Source organism: Orrella sp. 11846, assembly GCF_048820935.1.
Taxonomy (GTDB): domain Bacteria; phylum Pseudomonadota; class Gammaproteobacteria; order Burkholderiales; family Burkholderiaceae_B; genus Algicoccus.
This window is the reverse complement of the sequence record NZ_JBMERD010000008.1, coordinates 50058-67114: the sequence shown is the minus strand read 5'-3', so window position 1 is coordinate 67114 and position 17057 is coordinate 50058. Positions and strand designations below refer to the sequence as shown.

The following is a 17057-nucleotide window of genomic DNA, read 5'->3' as shown; positions in this document are numbered from 1 at the left end:
GCTTCAGATCTCCATCGGATCGACTTCGATTAGCCAGCGCAAACCGCCCGAACCATGTCGTGAACCCAACATCGGCAACCATGCTCGCAAAAACTGATGTAAACGTGTCCGAACTGTCGACTCAATCAGCAATTGAGCTCGGCACTGGTCCGCAACTCGCACAACCCGCAAAGCCACAGCATCGTACAGAATCACTTCCCCCAATAGATTTTGATCTAAAACCCATTGCTCGCCTTGCGCCTTGGCATTGCCTAGAAAAGCCATCACTGTCTCTAACTCTTTGGCTTGCGCAGAAAGTAACGCCTGAAAACTAAACGGTGGCAACGCCGCCATTTGACGCAATTCAAGCTGCGTATCCGCAAATCGCACGTAATCGTGCTCACGCAAGGCCTGGTACACATCGTGATCCGGATAATCCGTTTGAACGATCACCTGACCTTGCAAAGTGCGTCGACCTGCACGCCCTGCCACCTGCACTAGTTGTGCAAAGAGGCGTTCGGGCGCTCTGAAATCCTGAGAAAACAGAGCAGAGTCTGAGTTCAAGACAACAACAAGCCCTAAATTCTCAAAATCATGCCCTTTAGACACCATTTGCGTGCCGACTAGGATATCAGCCTCCCCAGTATGCACCTGGGCAAACAATTGCTCTGCAGAGCCTTTACGACGCGTACTGTCGGCATCGATACGCACAATACGATGCTCAGGGAAAAGCGTCTGTAAATGCTCATCAAGTCGTTGTGTTCCGCGTCCCATCGGCTGCAAATCTTGGTCGCCACAATCTGGGCAACGTCTCGCAACCGGTCGTTGTGTCCCGCAGTGGTGACAATGCAAGCGCATGCGCGAACCCACTTTGTGCAGCACCGTATAGACACTACAGTGATCACACTGACTCACCCAGCCACAACTGGCGCAATGCAAAACAGGCGCATAGCCACGACGATTCAGATAGACAAGGACTTGGCGCTTTTGTTCTAGGGCAGCGGTCATCGCATCGCGTACCTGCACCGACAAGCCTTGCTCCAGCGGTTGACGTCGAGTATCGACTAGACGCACCTCAGGTAACGCCACGGTAATGGCGCGACTTGCCAGTGTTAAACGTTGGTACGCTGCGCGTCCAGCATGCCACCACGATTCTAATGACGGGGTTGCAGACCCTAAAACGATCGGAATCTCGTGTTCACGTGCACGCCACACGGCCAAATCTCGCGCAGAATAACGCAAACCTTCTTGTTGTTTATAGGATGGATCATGTTCTTCATCCACCACAATCAGATCAATGCGCGGCAATGGCGTAAAAATGGCGAGCCGTGTCCCTAAAACCACTTTGGCTCGACCTTCAACTGCCGCAACCCAGGCGGCTAAGCGCTGGCCTTCAGACAATCCACTGTGCAGCATCGCGATGTCTTCATCTTTAACCAGATCGACCAAACGTGCACGCAATGCGGCGGCAAACTGTGGCGTGAGATTAATCTCAGGGACTAAAAAGAGCACCACACCGCCCTTCAACAAGACATCTCTAGCAGCCTGTAAGTACACCTCTGTTTTACCGGCGCCAGTCACGCCATAAAGCAGAAATGTCTGAAAGCCTTGAGCCTGGGTAATTGCGGTCACAGCCTGCTGTTGATCCGATGTGAGCTCGATCGGTGTTGCAGATTCAACGTTCGTCTCATCGCTTTGCACCACTGATTCAGTGGGTGTCGATTTTGTTGATTTTTTTTGTTGTTTCTGTGCTTTGAGTTCAGCCTTGGTTTGTCGTTCTTTGAAACGAGCAACAGGACCTTCACCTGCTCGTGCAGATAAGTAGGCGCTCGGCTGGCGCAAATAAGCCGGTAGCACCGGCAGCATCACCTCACCCAACGGGCGATGATAATACTTTGCAGCAAATTGGCACAAAGCAAACCAATGCTCACCCATCGGGGGCAAGTCATCCAAAACTCGCTCGACTTCGCGAATTTTCTCAGGCTTCAGAGTCGGTTCGTCATGCACACTGATGACAACGCCAATTAAACGGCGTTTACCAAATGGCACAATGACGCGCACACCGGGGACACACCGACTAGAGACTCGGTATTCGAACGGGCCTGGCAGTGGGACATCAATCACCACCTGAACCCAGTGCCCATTATTCTGCTGTTGTATTTCTGACAAAGCACGACCCAGTTCGGTGACTGAATTTACTTCATGTCGTTTTTTAAAAGACTCGCCTAAGCGCTGATAATTAACGCAATTTTCAAAATGAATAGCCTGTGGATAACTTTGGGGACAAGTTCGCAACTTTGTGAATAACAAAATCGATTTAAATTAAAATTGCCACAAGCAACAAAACAACACTGTAAATATCAGAGAAAAATCAATACGTTACAAAACAAATCACATTTCGACAATGACTTAAGCACAAACGCAGACATTTTGTGAATCTGTGCATAAGTCAAGCTGTCATTGCAACCAGTCTTGCTTAATTGCCTGCCTGATGGTACTGCGCACTATAGCGATGGACTTCATCCACCAGTGCCGTCACAATCTCTGGGTTCGTAAACTGAGAAATCCCGTGACCCAAGTTAAAAATGTGTCCACCAGCGCCAACTGTCCCAAAATCATCGATAATCCGACGAACCTCTTTGCGCACAGCCTCTTCATCGGCAAACAATGCCATCGGATCTAAGTTACCTTGCAGTGTCACGCGATCTTGGACACGTGCACGCGCTTTGGACAAGTTCACCGTCCAGTCCACACCCAAGGCATCACAACCCGTCTGTGCAAGCTCATCAATCCACAAACCGCCCCCTTTGGTAAACAAAATAATCGGGGTCTCTTTGCATTCAGGATCTGCACGCAAAGCATCCACGATTTTCTGCATATACGCTAAGGAGAATGTCTGGTAATGATGATCTGCAAGCATGCCACCCCAGCTATCAAAGACCATGACAGCTTGTGCACCGGCACGAATTTGCTCTTTCAGGTACACAATCGTCGTTTGGGTATTGACTTCAAGAATATGGTGTAAAAGATCAGGACGCGCATACATCATCGTCTTGATGTAACGATACTCGCGTGTGCTCTGACCTTCGATCATGTAGCAAGCCACGGTAAATGGGCTACCAGCAAAGCCAATTAAAGGCACACGACCATCTAAGGTCTTACGAATCATCGCAACGGCGTCAAACACATACTGCAAACGATGCATATCCGGCACTGTCAATGCTTTTACATCGTCTTCATGACGCAATGATTTCTCAAACTTAGGGCCTTCACCTTGCACAAAGGAAAGCCCTAAGCCCATAGCATCCGGTATTGTCAAAATATCAGAAAACAAGATCGCCGCATCAAAATCAAATCGCTCGAGCGGCTGCAATGTGACTTCGGTCGCCATTTCGGGACTTTGTGCCAAGGCCATAAAAGAGCCAGCACGCGCACGCGTTGCTTTGTACTCGGGCAAATAACGCCCAGCTTGGCGCATCAGCCACACGGGTGTATACGGAACCGGTTGGCGCTTAAGCGCCCTCAAAAAAATATCGTTTTTCAAGGTTAATTTCTACAAAAAAAGAATTAGATGCCAGTTATTAGCAACCTTGGCATTTGGGTATCTCATCAATTGTACCGAACACTGCTGCATGACACCGTCTATTTACCATCCCGATAGATATCTGCACTGATCTGGTGTTTGCGCATGATCTCCCAGAAGGCTCGACGATTCTTACCTGACATGGCAGCTGCACGAGCGACATTACCACGCTCCATGTTCAGCATGTCAGTCACATATTCGCGTTCAAACGCTGTTATCAACGACGATTTGGCTTCTTTAAAACTGACGGGTTTACCGTTTTCAACACGGAACGACAAAAATCGCTGCAAAGATTTCACAGGCGTCACCTTTTCTGGCAGTCGGTTTGCGCTATCTTGCAATGAACGCCGCACAGGCGCACGACTTGCTGCGCATAACAACCGCGCTCGTAACTCTTGTGCATCAATCGGGGTTTGCACAAAGTCGGCTAAGCCCAATTCCAGCAGATCCACCATCCCCGCACTCTGAATCTGCTCAAACACACCGACCACGGGAATATTTGAACCCCTGGGTATGCCAGACAACAATCTGCGTGTCCAAGCCAGGGTCGCGACGGAGACAGGTAATAGCAACACATCGTATCGACGCAGCCGCACAGCTGCACGCAAGAGCAAATCGCTTTGCAAACCAACAGACTCTGATGAGTCCGTTCGATCTGAACGAACGACCCTAGGCAAGTAATCCGCATTCGTCTCAAACAAAGGGCTTTGCAGATCAGTTGATTCATCCTGCAGATTCTGCACTTCCCAGTCGAGGTCATGAAACGAGATGCGATTTAAATCATGTCTGACCTTAGCAAGCGCATCGGTGAACCAAGGCTGATTTGCGAACTGATGAAGGACTGCCACATCGATTTGTTGACGCATTCTATGCTCCATAAAACTTGAAGCCCTCAAGCCTAATGGCTCAAGGGCTTCAAATCTATACGGAGTTTACGCAAACGGGGGCTTTTACGAACAGCGTGTAAAACCACCCTCAACCCTTCAAACCATTAATGACGGCCTGTAGTTTTTTGCAAGCGACGTGCCGCCATGGCCTGTGCCGCTAAAATCTCCAACTCTGCCTGAACAACAGCAAGCTCTTCCTGACTCTTGGCATTGGACAAAGATTCTTCAGCACGTTTACGAGCTTCAAGCGCTTTGGCCTCATCCAGATCTTCAGCGCGAATCGCTGTATCTGACAGAACAGTTACCTGTGAAGGTTGAATTTCCAGCAAACCACCCGCCACAAAGATAGATTCTTCTTTGCCGTCAGGGAACACGATTTTAACGGTTCCCGGACGAATGCGTGTGATCAGCGGTGTATGACCTGGCAGCACACCGAGTTCACCTGCTTCTCCCGGCAAAGCGACAAACTTTGCTTCACCGGAGAAGAGTGACTCTTCAGCACTGACAACATCGACTTTAATCGTGCTCATACTGTATCCCCTTATTTAAGGGTTTTGGCTTTTTCAAAGGCCTCGTCAATTGAACCCACCATGTAGAAGGCTTGCTCAGGCAATGCATCACACTCACCTTCGACAATCATCTTAAAGCCACGGATGGTTTCTGACAGTGGGACATATTTACCAGGTGAACCGGTAAAGACTTCAGCCACGTGGAAAGGTTGTGACAAGAAGCGCTGAATCTTACGAGCGCGAGCCACAGCCTGCTTATCTTCTGGTGACAATTCGTCCATACCCAGAATTGCGATAATGTCACGCAACTCTTTGTAGCGCTGCAATGTCTGCTGAACACCACGTGCGACGCTGTAATGCTCTTCACCAACAACGTGTGGGTCAAGCTGACGACTGGTCGAATCCAGTGGATCCACAGCAGGATAAATACCCAGAGCGGCAATGTCACGTGACAACACAACGGTGGAGTCCAAGTGTTGGAAAGTCGTGGCTGGGGATGGGTCAGTCAAGTCATCCGCAGGGACGTAAACGGCCTGGATCGATGTAATCGAACCTGTTTTGGTGGACGTAATACGCTCTTGCAGAACACCCATCTCTTCGGCCAGTGTTGGCTGGTAACCCACAGCTGAAGGCATACGACCCAACAGAGCGGACACCTCGGTTCCTGCCAGTGTGTAACGATAAATGTTATCCACAAAGAACAGGATGTCACGGCCTTCGTCACGGAATTTTTCAGCCATGGTCAGACCGGTCAGCGCAACACGAAGACGGTTACCGGGTGGTTCGTTCATCTGACCAAACACCATGGCCACTTTGTCCAGAACGTTCGATTCTTCCATTTCGTGGTAGAAGTCGTTTCCTTCACGTGTACGCTCACCCACACCGGCAAACACAGACAAACCACTGTGCTGTTTGGCGATGTTGTTGATCAGCTCCATCATGTTCACGGTCTTACCAACACCCGCACCACCGAACAGACCAACTTTACCGCCCTTCGCAAAAGGACACACCAAGTCAATCACTTTAATACCGGTTTCGAGCAGTTCCACCGAAGGTGACAACTCATCGAATTTTGGTGCCGGTTGGTGAATCGCACGCAGTTCGTCGGATTCGATTGGGCCCGCTTCGTCAATTGGGCGACCCAAAACGTCCATAATACGGCCCAGTGTGCCTGTACCCACTGGCACAGAAATTGGGGCGTTGGTCCGATTGACGCTCATGCCACGACGCAAACCATCGCTGGAACCCAGCGCAATTGTGCGGACAATCCCATCACCAAGCTGCTGCTGCACTTCAAATGTCAGACCTTTCTCAGCAAAGCTGCTTGAATCGTCTGCCAGGGTCAGCGCTTCATAAATACGAGGCATATTCTCGCGTGGAAACTGAATATCCACCACGGCGCCGATACACTGAACGATGGTTCCGTTGCTCATTTGATTTCCTTACTCGATAACTTTGATGTTTAAAGTCGCAGGCCGCTTGTACTTAAACGGCAGCTGCGCCTCCAACGATTTCCGAAATTTCTTTAGTAATAGCGGCCTGACGTGTCTTGTTATAGACAAGCTGCAGATCGTCAATGACTTTCTTCGCGTTGTCGGATGCCGCTTTCATTGCAACCATACGGGCAGATTGTTCTGACGCCATGTTTTCAGCCACTGACTGATACACCAGTCCTTCCACATAACGCTTCAGGAGTTCATCAATCACCGTCTTGGTATTCGGCTCATAGATGTAATCCCAGCTGTAGCTCTGAGCGCTTGCATCAGTCTGCTCGTCGCCCAAGTTCTCAGGCACTTCTTCTGACACAAGACTGTTTTCTGGATGTAGTTTGCCAGGCAATGGCAAAAGGCGTACAAACATCGGCTCTTGACGCATCGTATTCACGAACCGTGTTGTGGCCAGATACACAGCGTCAATCTTGCCCTGCTCAAAATCATCCATCTGAACCTTGATGGCACCAATCAATCGATCCATCTCGGGCTTGTCACCCAAACCGATTTCCTGTGTCACCACATTGGCGCCAACACGGGTCAGAACACCGAGACCTTTATTGCCAAGTGCAGTGAACTGCACATCGACGTTTTGGTCTCTGAATTCTTGGTATTTACCAAGCACCAGACGCATGACGTTGGTATTCAAACCGCCACACAGTCCTTTATCCGTTGTGATCACGACCACCCCGACTGATTTGAGCGATGGGCTCTCTTTCAGATATGGGTGGCTGTAATCTGGATTGGCCTGCATCAGGTGCGTGGCCATACTGCGCACTTTCAATGCATAGGGACGACCTGCACGCATCCGTTCCTGCGCTTTGCGCATTTTGGAGGCTGCGACCATCTCCATGGCTTTTGTGATCTTGCTCGTATTTTGTACGCTCTTGATCTTTGTGCGAATTTCCTTGATTCCTGCCATCGTGTTTCCCGAGTCAGTGGATCAAACCGTTCAATAAACGCCGTTTTTCTTGAATTCTTCAATGGCGGCGACCAATACAGCTTCGTCATCTTTAGACAGTTCAGCTGTTGCTTCAACACGCTCAATAAAGTCGGCATGTTTTGCTTTCAGGTGGTCTTTCAGACCTTTTTCGAACGCACCAATTTGTGAAACCTGAATATCATCCAGATAACCGTTGTTCACGGTAAACAGAACGACACCAAGCTCCCAGACCTGCAATGGCTGGTACTGTGGCTGTTTCAACAGTTCAACCACACGCTCACCACGCTCAAGCTGACGACGTGTTGCATCATCCAGGTCTGAAGCAAACTGCGCAAACGCTGCCAGTTCACGATACTGCGCCAAGTCAGTACGAATACCACCGGACAGTTTCTTAATGATCTTTGTTTGAGCTGCACCACCCACACGGGAGACAGAAATACCCGCGTTAATCGCAGGACGGATACCGGCGTTAAACAAGTCGGTTTCCAAGAAAATCTGACCGTCAGTAATCGAAATCACGTTCGTGGGCACGAAAGCGGACACGTCACCAGCTTGCGTCTCAATGATCGGCAATGCGGTCAGTGAACCTGTCTTACCTTTGACTTCACCCTTTGTGAATGCTTCGACGTAGTCGGCATTCACACGTGCTGCACGCTCGAGCAAGCGGGAGTGCAGGTAGAAAACGTCACCGGGATAGGCTTCACGGCCGGGTGGGCGACGCAGCAACAGAGACACTTGACGATAAGCCCAAGCTTGTTTGGTCAGGTCATCATAAATAATCAGCGCATCTTCACCACGGTCACGGAAGTATTCACCCATCGTGCAACCCGCGTAGGCTGAGAGATATTGCATGGCAGCTGAATCAGACGCTGCGGCGGCAACCACAATGGTGTACTCAAGCGCACCGTGCTCTTCGAGCTTACGGACCACGTTGTTAATGGTCGAAGCTTTCTGACCAATGGCAACGTAAACGCACTTAACGTTTTTACCTTTCTGGTTAATGATGGTATCGATGGCCACAGCTGTTTTACCGGTCTGACGGTCACCAATAATCAGCTCACGTTGTCCACGACCAATGGGTACCATGGAGTCAATGGCTTTTGTCCCTGTTTGCAGTGGCTCTGAAACAGATTGACGTGCGATCACGCCAGGCGCGACCTTCTCAATCACGTCAGTCATCTTGGCGTTAATTGGACCACGACCGTCGATTGGCATACCCAATGCGTCAACCACGCGACCGAGCAATTCGGGACCCACGGGCACTTCCAGAATACGGCCTGTTGTTTTCACGGGGTCACCTTCGGACACACCCGTGTAATCACCCAGAATCACCGCACCTACGGAATCACGCTCTAAGTTCAACGCCAGACCGAACACATTATTCGGGAATTCCAGCATTTCACCTTGCATCACGTCCGACAGACCGTGCACACGTGTAATCCCGTCCGTCACCGAAACGACGGTACCTTGCGTACGGATGTCCGTAGTTGTTTCGAGCCCTTGAATACGGCTCTTCAGTAGTTCACTAATCTCTGATGGATTAAGTTGCATGTTCAGGCTCCTGAATTCTTATCCGGACGTTGATCAAGCGATCAACGCATCGCGCATGCTGGTTAGCTGCGCTTGCACCGATGTGTCGAGCACGTGGTCTTGAACCACAACTCGTACCCCGCCAATCAGCGAGGGATCAACCGTAACGTGTGGCGTTAACTTGATCTTAAACTTCGGCTCTAATACTTTGAGAAGGTCCGCAATCTGGGCCTCATCCATGGGGAAAGCACTCACAATATGCGCTTGTGCCACACCCAGTGCTGCATCCCGCAATTCCATCACTTGGTGAGTAATTTCAGGAAGCAATGTCAGCCGATCGTTCTCAAGCAGCAGCGGCACAAAATTGCGCATTGCAGCTGTCTGATTGCGACCTTGCAACAAGACTGTGAGGACTTCCAGGCGTTGCTGATCTTCGATTTGAGGATCTGACAGCACCACTTGTACCTCTGGCGTTGTCACAATGTCGCTCAAAAGCTTGAGCTCCTCAACACAATCATTCAACACAGACGCATCACCCGCCACCGCTTCAAATAAAGCTTGCGCGTATGGACGGGCCACGGTGGAGTTTTCTGCCATGGTTTTATCCGCCTTCTATTAAAGCTGTGCCTTAAGTTGCGTTAGCAACTCGGCATGTGCATTCGCATCAACTTCGCGCCGCAGAATTTTAGAGGCACCCTGAACAGCGAGTGAAGCAACTTGGTCACGCAGTGCATCACGTGCACGCTGCATTTCCAGCTCGGCTTCCTGACGGGCCTGCTCAACAATTCGGGCACGCTCAACTTCTGCTTCAGCACGAGCCTGCTCAATAATTTGCTGACCATGCTTTTCCGCATCGACTGTGCGGGCGTGCAGGTCGGATTTTGCGGCCTCTTCCATAGCGACGATACGCGCCTGGGATTGGGCCAAGTCTGACTGGCCTTTTTCGGCAGCAGCCAACCCATCGGCAATCTTTTGCCGACGTTCATCGATCGCTTTAATGAGTGGCGGCCAGATGAACTTCATGGTCACCCAAGCCAACACAAAAAAGACGATCATCTGAAAGAATAATGTCGCATTCAGATTCACGGTTGAATTCCTATGACATCCTATGTGCCTTCAAAAGACTACTATCGGGCACCTGACTAGACTGAACGACCTGCGCATAAAAACTTCGTACGTGCAGGAACTTGTGTTCTGGACTGCGCCCCGCGACAGGGCGCTTCGAGACACGCTTTCAATCAGACAAATGGATTGGCGAATGCAAACAGCATGGCAATACCAACACCGATCAGGAACGCAGCATCAATCAGACCGGCCAGCAGGAACATCTTGGTCTGCAGGGCGTTCATCAATTCAGGCTGACGTGCTGAAGCTTCGAGGTATTTGCCACCCATCAGACCAATACCGATACTGGCACCGAAGGCGCCCAAGCCGATAATGAAGCCGCAAGCAAGAGCAACGTAAGCGAGAGTGGTCATGGTAACTCCTTGGATAGTGTCTCAAAAAATCAAAGTTAAAGTAAAAACTGCTTGTATATGGAGGTCATGTTTAATTACATGAACACGCCATTAATGTCCCTCATGTGCCTGGCCAATATAAACCAGCGTCAGCATCATGAAGATGAACCCTTGTAGCAAGATGATCAGGATATGGAAAATCGCCCAGATCGAACCTGCCAGAATATGTAAAAAGCCCAGTGACAGACTGATCACATTAAATCCGGTAAACGAGAAGCCCAGCAAAGCGATCAACATAAAGATCAACTCACCAGCAAACATGTTTCCGAACAGTCGCATACCGAGTGAAACGGCTTTAGCGACATACTCCACCACGTTCAAGAACAGGTTTACGGGGGCCAAGATAATCATGCCCAGCGCACCGGATGCCTCGAATGGCGTTGTAAACAAACCTTTTGTGAAGCCGCTGAAATGCTTGACCTTGATGCCGTAGTAGAGCATCAGCAACAACACACCCAATGACATTCCCAGCGGGATATTCAAGTCAGCGGTTGGTAAAATCTTGTGATAGTAGAGCGGATCGCCTTCAGCAGCACCCAAGCCCGAAGCGCTCAGAAGGTAAGGCGCCAGATCCACTGGAATCAAGTCCAGCGTGTTCATGAACACAATCCACAGGAACACGGTCAATGCCAACGGTGCAGCATAGCGTCGTGTTTCTTCGCTAGGCACAATTGAACTGGCTTGCTGCTCAACCATATCGACCAGCATTTCAACAAACATCTGAAAGCGGCCTGGTACAGCGGTTGATGCTTTGCGAGCACCTGACCACATAAACCATAACGCCAACAAGCCCATCAAGCCTGACCAGAACATGGAGTCATAGTTCAAAACGCTGAAGTCAGCGATATTGATCTGTGGCCCACCGATACTGTTGTTGTTGACCAGGTGATGCTGAATATAACTTGACGGAGTGAGCTCGGCAGCCATGCAAACCCTACTTAATCGTTATTAACCGCATCACAAGCAAAGCTGTGACGCTGATTCCCTCACAAACAACCTCTTGGTTATTTGCTCTACATGTACTTAGCGATGCGTCCACCGGTAAAGAGGACCATCAGCCAATACCCCTTAAGTGTTGCGATTAACCCAGCGATCACTGCTGGCCAGCTCAACCAAGTCAAACCGATCTGTGACAAACCCCACAGCAACCCAATCGCAACAAAAATCTTTATTGATTGCCCGATAAAAAACACAACCGGACCGGCACCACTCACTTTGTACGTTGACAAAGCCAAACGCGCTGCAAACAATGCATTGGGCGCCCAATACGTCAGACATCCAAGCAGTGCACTCAGCGCAAGCGCCTGATTACCAAACACCCATAAAACCAAACTCATGAGCAAACCGGCAATCGCCTGAGACAAGATCACCAGCCCCACCGTACGCCGCGCTCTTTGAGCGACTCGAGCCTTTTCAGCTGGCGTCAGTGTGATTTTTTCTGGCTGCCCTTCATTCGCAGGGAACTCTTGCATCAGTTTCGTGTCCATAACACTGAGCCAATTCTCACGATGAGGGTTTATACCAGAGTTACTCACTGGTCTTACAAGATCAGATGCTTTTCAGCAACTGTCCGCTTATGACAACAGTCAGGGGAAACCCCAACCTTGTCTCACCAAAGCCCCAAGAGTATACCTTGAAACCGTACAAACTTACACGTAGGATGATGCTAATTAACAACAAATCGCTGCTTACCTCTGCGCAAGCAGCGTGTTTCCTTGTTATTTGTGCTGGAAATCAGCCTTCCTTTTTTCCATAAATGCCGCCATGCCCTCTTTCTGGTCATGCGTCGCAAAGAGCGAATGAAACCCTTGTCGCTCAAATCGAACACCCTCGGTCAAACTACCTTCCCAGGCACGATTAACGGCTTCTTTCGCCATGATGACGCTAGGCAACGACATGGATGCGATCAACATCGCAGCATCCATAGTTTCTGACATGAGCGACTCTGCAGGGATCACACGAGCAACCAAACCTGCTCGTTCGGCTTCTTGCGCGTCCATCATACGCCCTGTCAAAACCAGATCCATGGCTTTTGATTTACCCACCGCACGGGGCAGTCGTTGTGTACCACCAGCGCCAGGAATAATGCCCAACTTAATCTCTGGTTGTGCAAACTTTGCATTGTCTGCAGCATAGATCATGTCACACATCATAGCGAGTTCACACCCACCTCCGAGCGCATAGCCGGCCACTGCTGCGATAATGGGCTTGCGCACTCTGAGAATTGTTTCCCAATTACGAGTAATAAATTGCTCGCGGGTCACTTCCTCAAAGGTCTTGTCTTTCATGGCAGCAATGTCTGCGCCTGCGGCGAATGCTTTTTCATTGCCGGTCAGAACAATCACACTGATCGACTCATCAGCATCGTAGCGAAGCAAAGCTTCACCTAGTGCATCCATTAGCGCATCGTTCAAAGCATTTAATGCTTTGGGTCGATTGAGTGTCAAAATAGCCACTCGACCTTCGACACGTTCTAACACCAGTGATTCACTCATAATTCCTCCAATTAATGCGTCATTCGAACTTCAATGAAAAATCCTGACTTACTTTATACGATTGATCCGTTTGATCCCGCCGGCCACCGCATCCGCATGACATTACGTCTCGAAAAACCTGACCCCAAGGGTCAAACGGTCAGTCTGCCGGCCTGGATCCCGGGCAGCTACTTAATTCGCGACTTCTCCAAAAACATCGAAACCCTGCAAGCGCGAAGCCAGAATCAAAAGATTGCCATCACACAAATCGATAGCCACACATGGACGTTTGCGCCTTGCAAGGGACCGCTGGAAATCGAAACCATCATATACGCTTGGGATGCCTCTGTGCGTGCATGCCATTTTGATGACACACACTGTTTCATCAACGGCACCAGCACATTCCTGATGCCGCACGGGCAGACTGAAGTCCCATGCACCGTCCAGATTCTGCAACCACCTCATAGAACCGACTGGAAAGCATACAGCAGCCTGACTTCCATCGAATCCGCCTCTCAAAATCTGATGGCTCATTATCAGGCACCTGATTATGATGCCTTGATTGATCACCCCATCGAAATGGGCACCCCGATTGTGGCTGATTTTGAAGCGCATGGTGCACAACACCAGTTTGTCATCACCGGTTACTACCCTAACCTTGATGTGGAACGCATCGTGTCCGACACGCGCAAGATCTGTGAAGCACAAATCGAACTCTTCGAACCAGAGACGCTAGAAGCCCCTTTTCTGGACTGCGATAAACGCTACGTCTTTATGCTCACCATCACCCACAATAACTATGGTGGCCTTGAGCATCGCGCAAGCACGGCCCTCATGTTTCCTCGCAAAGACCTACCCACGCTTGGACAAAAAACCGTCCCAGATGGTTATGCGGATTTTCTGGGGCTAGTTAGCCATGAGTATTTCCATACATGGCATGTCAAACGTATCAAGCCAGCCAAATTCGCACCTTACCCCCTATCACGTCCCGCACACACTAAATTGCTCTGGGTCTTTGAAGGCTTCACGTCTTACTACGATGACCTAATGTTGATTCGCAGTGGCGTTGTGGATGACGAGACCTATTTCAAACAACTGTGTAAGAACATTGATCAGGTGCATACAGGGCCAGGGCGTCTGAAGCAAAGCCTCACCGAAAGCAGCTTTGACGCTTGGACCAAATACTACAAGCAAGATGAAAACGCCCCCAACGCCATCGTTAGTTATTACAGCAAAGGGGCCTTGGCCGCTTTGGCCCTGGATTTAACCATTCGCGCCAAAAGCCAAAACAAGCATTGTCTTGACGACGTCATGCGCGAACTCTGGCAACGCTATGGCAAAGATTTCTATCAGGGTAAGCCTAATGGACTGCCTGAAGATGGACTGATTAGCTTAATTAAAGACTGCACAGGCGTGGATGTTTCTGCTGAAGTTGAAGAATGGGTTGAACAGGCCAATGACATTCCATTGGAAACACTCTTAGACAAAGCAGGCTACACCCTCACCTGGCGTTCGGACAATGAACTGCCGAGTCTTGACCTCACAACAGTGACGCACTCAGGTCAGCTAGTCATTCGTCATGTCTATGAAGGTGGAAGCGCCCACCAAGCAGGTCTAGCGTCCCATGACAAACTGATCGCATTGGCAGGTCTAGAAGTGGCAGGTGATATGGCTCAAGTCAATCGTATTTTGGGGATGTATCAGCCTGGCGACAGTCTTTCAGCCCACGTGTTTCGAGATGGCGTCTTGAAGCAGTACGAAGTCACGCTCTCACCCCCAGCTAAACGCAAGAGCCACATTACTGTTAAGTAAACCATTCACACAGCAATCACAATAAACCCGCCTTTTACACGTCTACATACGCAGGACTCTACCTAAAGATAGGACGTGTAGCGGGTGCTTGGTCACGGATGGGGATGGCAGGTAGTGGATGGCGGGTGGCAGGTGTGTCGAGCCTGTTTTAATTTAAAAAATTTGCTCAACGCAAACGAAATACCTAAAAAACTGGATTCAGATGCCATCCATCTGATCTATAGTCGTGAAACCAATTTTTCTGCGCACACACCGATCATGCAACACGCTGAACAACGAAGTGATTTACTCAACATTTTTCTGAGCAACACACCCTTACTGGATGTCCGCGCCCCCGTGGAATTTGCGCAAGGGTCATTTCCCGGCGCTGTGAACTTGCCGCTCATGAATAACGAGGAACGTCACGAAGTCGGCATCCGCTACAAAGAAGCGGGTCAGCAAAGTGCGATTGAATTGGGACACAGCCTTGTCGCGGGCGAGATTAAAGACAGGCGTATTCAGTCTTGGGTTGATTTTGCGAATGCGCATCCTGATGGCGTGCTGTACTGTTTTCGGGGTGGTTTACGATCTCGCATCACGCAACAATGGTTGCACGAGGCAGGCGTTGATTACCCACGAATCACGGGTGGTTACAAAGCCATGCGGCGCTTTCTGATCGACGCCACCGAACGTCTCAGTCAACAGACTAGATTTGTAATTGTGGGTGGTATGACTGGTAGCGGTAAAACCGATGTCATTGCCGCTTTAACGCGCACCATCGATTTGGAAGGTTTGGCGCATCACCGAGGGTCTAGTTTTGGGGGGCATCCTGATCACCAGCCATCTCAAATTGATTTCGAAAACGCGTTAGCCATCGCTTTGTTGCGTCAGGAATCACACCACGCTCAATCCCTAGTGCTCGAAGATGAAAGTCAGCTCATCGGTCGATGCGCCATCCCGGATCCTTTGCTCCACAAAATGCATCAATCACCTAGAGTCTGGGTCGTTGAACCATTAGAAATTCGTGTGCAACGGATTGAACGCGACTACATTCGGCGTTTACTCACAGAATACGAAGAACGCCATACGCCCGACGTAGCTTGGGAGAAGTTTGCCACCCATTTAACGCGTAGTCTCTTTAACTTGCGCAAGCGTCTTGGGATGCAGCGTTATGCTGAGCTCAACACGGCACTACAAGCCGCACTGAGCCAACAATTCAAAGACCGTCAAAGTGACGCACACGCCAGCTGGATTCGACCACTCATAACGGATTACTACGATCCGATGTACGCCTACCAACGCACGCAAAGAGCCGTCCCAACCCTTTTTGAAGGTAGTTGCCAAGAGGTAACAGCTTATTTACAGTCTCAAGGCTATTGATCATCCATTTGTGCAAAACATTTCTCAATGGCTTTTGCCGCGATTACCCCATCGGCCATGGCGGTCGGTACACAGGGATGCATACGTTGGGTCACCTCGCCAATGGCAAATAACCCGGGTTCTGAGGTTTGCGTGGTCAGAGCGTCTACCTGTAAAAAACCACGTTCATCACGCGCCAGTGAAAAGTCAGCCAAGAAACTCACGTTCGGTGCCCAACCATAGAACACCAAAATCTGATCGTAACGACGCCCATTCACTGTACGCTGCGCTAAGTCATATTGCACAGGGCCTAAAAACACACGCTCTTGGGGCACTTGGCGGATAAATTGCTGTTGTGCGCGGATCGTACGCGCAAATACATCGACTTGTTTTGCGCCTTTTGAGGCGACATAGAGGTAGTTCTCAAAGGCATTATCCCCACCTCCAAGAATCGCCACTGTCTGCCCATCGTATTGCCCATGCATCACGGCTTCGCCAGGACCAAACACCACTTGTTCAAACGTGTTGTGAGGATCCACTTCATCAGGACGACGCGCCGTGACGCCAGATGCCACCACCACAAAACGGGCACGCTCTGTATGTATTTGCCCACTCTCGACCTGTCGAGTCGTCACAGCAAACCCATCAAGCTGATCAACCTCACCGGTCGCCAACCGTTGCACTCGGGTCACTGCCGTATGGCAACGCAAATCAACCCCTGCCACCTCAATCTGACGCAACATCAGCGTCGCCATTTCCTTGCCAGTTTGGCTTGGATTGGTAATCGTCCAAATATCCGGATAGCTATGCGTACAAAGCAAACCACCGGGTTGCTCAGCTGCTTCCAATAACAATGGCTCAAAACCTAATTGTTTCAACCACACGGCACAACTGGCGCCCGCCGGTCCCGCGCCAATCACAATGGCATCCCAAAGCTTGGACATCCAACCTCCACAGATTACCGATCCTGAGTTTTCACGATACAGCATGTCGTC

16 protein-coding genes are annotated in these 17057 nt (G+C 50.0%); 2 read left to right on the top strand and 14 right to left on the bottom strand.

Features of this window, described 5'->3' with window-relative positions; translation table 11 throughout:
- Positions 1-3: 3 nt before the first annotated feature.
- The 13 genes from ACOI06_RS08415 to ACOI06_RS08355 form a co-directional block, all read right to left on the bottom strand.
- Complete coding sequence (locus ACOI06_RS08415) at positions 4-2148, bottom strand: primosomal protein N' (RefSeq protein ID WP_420662082.1); 2145 nt, start codon at positions 2146-2148, stop codon at positions 4-6.
- 307 nt (positions 2149-2455) lie between these two features.
- Complete coding sequence (hemE, locus tag ACOI06_RS08410; protein ID WP_420662081.1) at positions 2456-3523, bottom strand: uroporphyrinogen decarboxylase; 1068 nt, start codon at positions 3521-3523, stop codon at positions 2456-2458.
- 98 nt (positions 3524-3621) lie between these two features.
- Positions 3622-4428 carry a hypothetical protein gene (locus ACOI06_RS08405; RefSeq protein WP_420662080.1) on the bottom strand — a complete coding sequence of 269 codons (807 nt, stop codon included), beginning with the start codon at positions 4426-4428 and terminating at the stop codon, positions 3622-3624.
- A gap of 125 nt (positions 4429-4553) precedes the next feature.
- Positions 4554-4979 carry a F0F1 ATP synthase subunit epsilon gene (locus ACOI06_RS08400; RefSeq protein WP_420662079.1) on the bottom strand — a complete coding sequence of 142 codons (426 nt, stop codon included), beginning with the start codon at positions 4977-4979 and terminating at the stop codon, positions 4554-4556.
- 11 nt (positions 4980-4990) lie between these two features.
- Positions 4991-6391: a F0F1 ATP synthase subunit beta gene (gene atpD, locus ACOI06_RS08395; protein WP_420662078.1), complete on the bottom strand. Its 1401-nt coding sequence runs from the start codon at positions 6389-6391 to the stop codon at positions 4991-4993.
- A 52-nt stretch (positions 6392-6443) separates the two neighbouring features.
- Positions 6444-7370 carry a F0F1 ATP synthase subunit gamma gene (gene atpG / locus ACOI06_RS08390; RefSeq protein ID WP_420662077.1) on the bottom strand — a complete coding sequence of 309 codons (927 nt, stop codon included), beginning with the start codon at positions 7368-7370 and terminating at the stop codon, positions 6444-6446.
- 30 nt (positions 7371-7400) lie between these two features.
- Positions 7401-8942: a F0F1 ATP synthase subunit alpha gene (atpA, locus tag ACOI06_RS08385; protein WP_420662076.1), complete on the bottom strand. Its 1542-nt coding sequence runs from the start codon at positions 8940-8942 to the stop codon at positions 7401-7403.
- Positions 8943-8975: 33 nt separating this feature from the next.
- The gene (locus tag ACOI06_RS08380; protein ID WP_420662075.1) at positions 8976-9518 is read right to left on the bottom strand and encodes a F0F1 ATP synthase subunit delta; all 543 of its coding nucleotides are present in this window, start codon (positions 9516-9518) and stop codon (positions 8976-8978) included.
- An 18-nt stretch (positions 9519-9536) separates the two neighbouring features.
- Positions 9537-10007 carry a F0F1 ATP synthase subunit B gene (locus ACOI06_RS08375; RefSeq protein WP_420662074.1) on the bottom strand — a complete coding sequence of 157 codons (471 nt, stop codon included), beginning with the start codon at positions 10005-10007 and terminating at the stop codon, positions 9537-9539.
- Between the two features lie 152 nt (positions 10008-10159).
- Positions 10160-10399, bottom strand: a complete 240-nt coding sequence (atpE, locus tag ACOI06_RS08370) for a F0F1 ATP synthase subunit C (protein ID WP_420662073.1) — start codon at positions 10397-10399, stop codon at positions 10160-10162.
- Between the two features lie 90 nt (positions 10400-10489).
- Complete coding sequence (atpB, locus tag ACOI06_RS08365) at positions 10490-11365, bottom strand: F0F1 ATP synthase subunit A (RefSeq protein WP_420662072.1); 876 nt, start codon at positions 11363-11365, stop codon at positions 10490-10492.
- Between the two features lie 86 nt (positions 11366-11451).
- Positions 11452-11925 carry an ATP synthase subunit I gene (locus tag ACOI06_RS08360; protein WP_420662071.1) on the bottom strand — a complete coding sequence of 158 codons (474 nt, stop codon included), beginning with the start codon at positions 11923-11925 and terminating at the stop codon, positions 11452-11454.
- Between the two features lie 231 nt (positions 11926-12156).
- Complete coding sequence (locus tag ACOI06_RS08355; protein WP_420662070.1) at positions 12157-12933, bottom strand: enoyl-CoA hydratase; 777 nt, start codon at positions 12931-12933, stop codon at positions 12157-12159.
- Between the two features lie 33 nt (positions 12934-12966).
- Between ACOI06_RS08355 and ACOI06_RS08350 the strand changes: the two genes are divergently transcribed.
- Both ACOI06_RS08350 and mnmH read left to right on the top strand, forming a co-directional pair.
- Positions 12967-14724: a M61 family metallopeptidase gene (locus ACOI06_RS08350; protein ID WP_420662069.1), complete on the top strand. Its 1758-nt coding sequence runs from the start codon at positions 12967-12969 to the stop codon at positions 14722-14724.
- A 258-nt stretch (positions 14725-14982) separates the two neighbouring features.
- Positions 14983-16083 (top strand): tRNA 2-selenouridine(34) synthase MnmH, encoded by a 1101-nt coding sequence (gene mnmH, locus ACOI06_RS08345; RefSeq protein ID WP_420662180.1) that lies wholly within the window; start codon positions 14983-14985, stop codon positions 16081-16083.
- Here mnmH and ACOI06_RS08340 read toward each other — a convergent pair.
- The gene (locus ACOI06_RS08340; protein WP_420662068.1) at positions 16077-17006 is read right to left on the bottom strand and encodes an NAD(P)/FAD-dependent oxidoreductase; all 930 of its coding nucleotides are present in this window, start codon (positions 17004-17006) and stop codon (positions 16077-16079) included. The genes mnmH and ACOI06_RS08340 overlap by 7 nt on opposite strands.
- Positions 17007-17057: the final 51 nt, after the last annotated feature.

Bases quoted from the DNA above. Each gene is read 5' to 3' on its own strand.
- ACOI06_RS08405 (WP_420662080.1), bottom strand. From the start codon at position 4,428: ATGCGTCAACAAATCGATGTGGCAGTCCTTCATCAGTTCGCAAATCAG.
- ACOI06_RS08400 (WP_420662079.1), bottom strand. From the start codon at position 4,979: ATGAGCACGATTAAAGTCGATGTTGTCAGTGCTGAAGAGTCACTCTTC.
- atpD (WP_420662078.1), bottom strand. From the start codon at position 6,391: ATGAGCAACGGAACCATCGTTCAGTGTATCGGCGCCGTGGTGGATATT.
- atpG (WP_420662077.1), bottom strand. From the start codon at position 7,370: ATGGCAGGAATCAAGGAAATTCGCACAAAGATCAAGAGCGTACAAAAT.
- atpA (WP_420662076.1), bottom strand. From the start codon at position 8,942: ATGCAACTTAATCCATCAGAGATTAGTGAACTACTGAAGAGCCGTATT.
- ACOI06_RS08380 (WP_420662075.1), bottom strand. From the start codon at position 9,518: ATGGCAGAAAACTCCACCGTGGCCCGTCCATACGCGCAAGCTTTATTT.
- atpE (WP_420662073.1), bottom strand. From the start codon at position 10,399: ATGACCACTCTCGCTTACGTTGCTCTTGCTTGCGGCTTCATTATCGGC.
- atpB (WP_420662072.1), bottom strand. From the start codon at position 11,365: ATGGCTGCCGAGCTCACTCCGTCAAGTTATATTCAGCATCACCTGGTC.
- ACOI06_RS08360 (WP_420662071.1), bottom strand. From the start codon at position 11,925: ATGGACACGAAACTGATGCAAGAGTTCCCTGCGAATGAAGGGCAGCCA.
- ACOI06_RS08355 (WP_420662070.1), bottom strand. From the start codon at position 12,933: ATGAGTGAATCACTGGTGTTAGAACGTGTCGAAGGTCGAGTGGCTATT.
- ACOI06_RS08350 (WP_420662069.1), top strand. From the start codon at position 12,967: ATGAAAAATCCTGACTTACTTTATACGATTGATCCGTTTGATCCCGCC.
- mnmH (WP_420662180.1), top strand. From the start codon at position 14,983: ATGCAACACGCTGAACAACGAAGTGATTTACTCAACATTTTTCTGAGC.
- ACOI06_RS08340 (WP_420662068.1), bottom strand. From the start codon at position 17,006: ATGTCCAAGCTTTGGGATGCCATTGTGATTGGCGCGGGACCGGCGGGC.